Raw genomic sequence first — 3,849 nt, forward strand, 5'->3', positions numbered from 1 at the left:
TCGGTTTCGGTCAGATACCCCTTGTTAGGCTGATCCGGATCGGGCTCCAGTAGCAATTGCCCTGCGTAGTATTGCAGGAACCGGCCAACTTTGCTATCGTCGGCCCGCATGAGCTTCTTGGCTTCTTTTCTTAGGGCTTTGGACATGGTTGAATGAAAAAAGGTCGCTACAATGTTGCAGCAACCTTTTTTCACAAAACAGGACGTAATACGACCCTTATACCTACTTTTGTACCATATCCCTGTTTACAGGGATTTGACATTTAATCATAAAGCCCGATCTGGATCAGACCGGGCTTTTTTGTCATTTGTATTAACTCTGTTTCCCTAAGATCATATCTCTGAAATATTGGCGATAATCTTTATCTGAAAGCTTAAAAAGCTCCTGATTATCAATAGCTTTCCTGTAGAGTTCTCTTAAAAAACTATCCATTTTATTGGAAATGTTCATTAAAAATTCTCTAGTGCTATGTTTCTTTTCCAAATGTTGTCCGTGTACATAGGAGGATCGTATACCATAAGCGGTTTTGACTAATTCGAAATTTCCCTTTTTTGTTTCAAAATCCCCTCCAACAAATAAAGTCGCAGCCTCTGTAACCTTGTGAGTTACCTCTGTCTTGTCACTTGTAAACAAACACTCTAAGATTGCTATATAAAAAGAAATTTTAAGAGGAAGAATAGATGTAGACCGTGCAAGGTGTAAGAAATGAAGGCTCCTAGATAGTCTTTCTAATTGATTATAAGGCAATAGAGACATTTCATCAACTCGCATACCTACACTCATTCCTTCAGGTTGCTGAAGCGTAACTGCATTTTCAATCTTTTTTATCTCTGCAATCTTTGGAAGAATTTGTAGGGCTTGATCGAAATCTTCTTTATTAAATTTAGTTGGTCGGAACTCCCCAGAAGAATTACTATATAATACATCACTCCTATTACAAGCGACAAAATCCGGAAACGTTATTGAATAACACTCAGTGACTGATGCACCATTGTCCTTGATAAACCACAGGGAGCTTATAATAAACTGAAGGTAACCGAAAAATTTAGCATTTATCTCCAGAAGATCATTTGATGGAGTGGCCCATGATGAATCACCAATCAAGAACATTACTGGATTTTCCACCAGCTTTTGACCGAAAATAGATCCAATTGCATCAAACACATCAACGTCAGAAGGCAGATCCTCTAATATTTCCATCACATTAGTTGTGATAAGAGAATCGTGAAAAATTATTTGATCTAATGGAGATTCAAATCCAAAATTACTGAGTGAACCAAGTACTTTAACTTGCATAGGGCTAGTGGATTACTATATATTGACGTAAATTTACTAGATCAAAAAAAGAATACATTCATCTCAAGAATTAAAATTCCCTAGCAATAACGCCGGGGAGATGCAACAAGCCTTGAGGACTTCATCATCTGCTGTTAAAAGGTATATTTTTAGTCCTTCAAACGTTCTCTAAAAATCTTCATCAAGTCTTCTTTTTTGCCTGAATTTACGCCTTCTCCAAAATAGTGCTCTTTCGAGCCTACCCACCACCATTTGAACTTTGTGAAACGGACTCCCTGTGAAGGTACATCTACATAGAAATTGCCATACGATTCCCCAGCAACTTCCTGCATTTCCCCTTTTGATGAAAAAACCGGCACCCCTAAAAATAGCAACTGCAAGACAATTTGCCCCTTGAAAGGCTGCTTGGAATCGTTATGAATCTGGAAGAAAACCCTACGTTCCCCTTTCTTGAGCTTCTTAGTAATCAAATGAATGACGTTCATGCGAGTAAACAGATAAGGCCGTGAAAACCTACCAGAAGCAGCGTTTCAATGGCTAGGTAAACAAAGATACGATCCAAAATAGAAAGCTTCATGACAAGGCATTGAAGGTGGTCTGCATGGCACTGATCCGAATTTCACATTGAGCAACCTGTATGGCATAATGAGCCTTTTTCGCATCCGTGGAAGCGTCTCTGAGCTTTTTACGGTGCTTGGAAAGATTGCTTTTCTCATTACGGATCAGGCGGTCCAGTTCAAGCTTTTCCCGGGGAAGGGTACGGATAAATTCACCTTGGTCAAACTCGCTTTCCGTTTCTACTTCCGGACGCTTTCCGTGCTCGATCACGTACCGCAATTCATCCCCCTTTGCGGTCCAGTCATCGCGAAGCTTCAGGATTTGATCCACTAAGTCTTTGCACTTTTTCCCAGCTGGTACAGCGTCCAGTTGATTCGATAGCCTGCGTTTAGCAGCGTCAATCTGAAAAAGCTCCTGCTGTACTTCTTTGACTAGGTTTTCAAGTACTGGAGTACGCTGCTTTTCTTCAGGTCGGTATTCTTCGCGTTTGGCCTCCTGCACGGCCTTTGCACTCATTCTCTCCTGAACGGGTTGAGCGGCCTTCAAAGCCTCGTATACCTCCTTTGCCTTCTCATATTCGGCCAGGGTAGCCCGTTTGCGTTTGTAGGCCATCCCAACCAGTTCCAGGTTGGCTTTTGCCTGTCTGCGTTGCTGCTGTAAAGTTTCCTGATTCATGCAAGCAAAGCAAACAGGCAATTGCCCTTATCCCTTAGACGAAATTAGCTGGAGCATTCGGCCAATTGTCTCATTGCGTTGTACCAGGTCCAGGTACGTCAGAATACCGTCAGGGCTATCCATATCACGGAACGCATACGGCTCCAACTGCGAAAGTTCAACCTGGTACTCAGATAACAGTAGTGAAAACTCATCCAGGTCAAAACCGCTTTCCTGAAGGTAGGCAACCAGGCTTGGTATTTCTTCAGAATTCATTTGATCAAATTATTGAAGGTTGAAAAACGAAAATCCGACCCGTTAAAAACCGGCCGGATTTTTCAAACGCAAACTTCCCACCAAAGGCTTTTTATTATTCTTGGTTATCCGTATCGCCTTCGTCGTCAGACTCGTTGTCTTCAGACGTTTCAGTATATATTTTAGCTCTTTCCGCTGAAGTAGCAGCCATTGCAGCCAGCTCTATTTGAGCATTTTTTTTTATCCGTTCGGCCCGGCTATCCGTTTCCGTTTTCGGGTTCAATTCCGGTGCTGGTTTTGAGGCCAGTTTTTTTGTCTGGCTTTCCTGTTCGGCTTCCCCTACCGATTCGGCTAGGCTTGTCGCTGCCGGTACTGCTGGAGTTTCCTGAGCCATTTCCGTCGCTGCTGGTGTCGTTGGAGCTTCCTGAGTCGTGTTCGTGTCTGCTTTCGCTGCCGATTTGGTTTGTTTGGCCATTTTGTTCTTTGGTTAGAGGTCGCTTTATGAAATACTTACTGATACCTGCATCCAGGAAGTGTTCAACAAGGCCGTCGGTCAGGCACTCTTCGTTTAGAGGGATTAGCCCTACACCGGGCAAAAATTTGGAAACGCCCCCTTCAGGCAGGTTTACCAGTTCGTATTTCGTTAAGCGGCTCATTTCAGGTATTTGGGAAAGTGTGATTGAAAAGGATTAGGCTACAGGCTCCAGCGGAGTTACTTCCAGATCAGCAATAGCTTCAGCAGTCAGTACAGGAATATCCCACATCATGCCGTCCGTATCGCCTTTCAAGGTGTAACCTCTCTTATCATTGCCTTTCTTGCCACCCTTGAAGCTGGATTTCAAGAAAATTGGATCATCGGAAGATCCGAGTACGGCAAACTGACCATCCTTCATTTCGACGATGATCACGCACCCTGCATTCAGGTTCTTCTTGACTTCTTTACGGACTTCTTTCGAGAAACCCGCCAGCATGAATTCCACGGTATGCTTATACGACTGAAAAGCCGGATCGCCAGAACCATCAGAACTTACTTCGGCCGTGCCGTCGGGAAAAAGGTATTCAGCAAACTTGCTTCCCTGCTTCAAG

Annotated in this window: 6 protein-coding genes; all 6 read right to left on the bottom strand. The window is 43.3% G+C overall.

The window, feature by feature from the left end:
• Positions 1-312 precede the first annotated feature (312 nt).
• Positions 313-1,296 carry a hypothetical protein gene (locus ACOJTG_RS09230; protein WP_420153553.1) on the bottom strand — a complete coding sequence of 328 codons (984 nt, stop codon included), beginning with the start codon at positions 1,294-1,296 and terminating at the stop codon, positions 313-315.
• Between the two features lie 149 nt (positions 1,297-1,445).
• The gene (locus ACOJTG_RS09235) at positions 1,446-1,781 is read right to left on the bottom strand and encodes a hypothetical protein (RefSeq protein ID WP_420153554.1); all 336 of its coding nucleotides are present in this window, start codon (positions 1,779-1,781) and stop codon (positions 1,446-1,448) included.
• Between the two features lie 88 nt (positions 1,782-1,869).
• Complete coding sequence (locus tag ACOJTG_RS09240; RefSeq protein ID WP_420153555.1) at positions 1,870-2,529, bottom strand: hypothetical protein; 660 nt, start codon at positions 2,527-2,529, stop codon at positions 1,870-1,872.
• Between the two features lie 27 nt (positions 2,530-2,556).
• Positions 2,557-2,784, bottom strand: a complete 228-nt coding sequence (locus tag ACOJTG_RS09245) for a hypothetical protein (RefSeq protein ID WP_420153556.1) — start codon at positions 2,782-2,784, stop codon at positions 2,557-2,559.
• Between the two features lie 94 nt (positions 2,785-2,878).
• On the bottom strand, positions 2,879-3,238 hold the full coding sequence (locus ACOJTG_RS09250; protein WP_420153557.1) for a hypothetical protein: 360 nt from the start codon (positions 3,236-3,238) through the stop codon (positions 2,879-2,881).
• Positions 3,239-3,452: 214 nt separating this feature from the next.
• The coding region (locus tag ACOJTG_RS09255) for a hypothetical protein (RefSeq protein WP_420153558.1) at positions 3,453-3,849 on the bottom strand (397 nt) is incomplete at its 5' end.

Source organism: Siphonobacter sp. (assembly GCF_048595215.1).
GTDB lineage: Bacteria > Bacteroidota > Bacteroidia > Cytophagales > Spirosomataceae > Siphonobacter.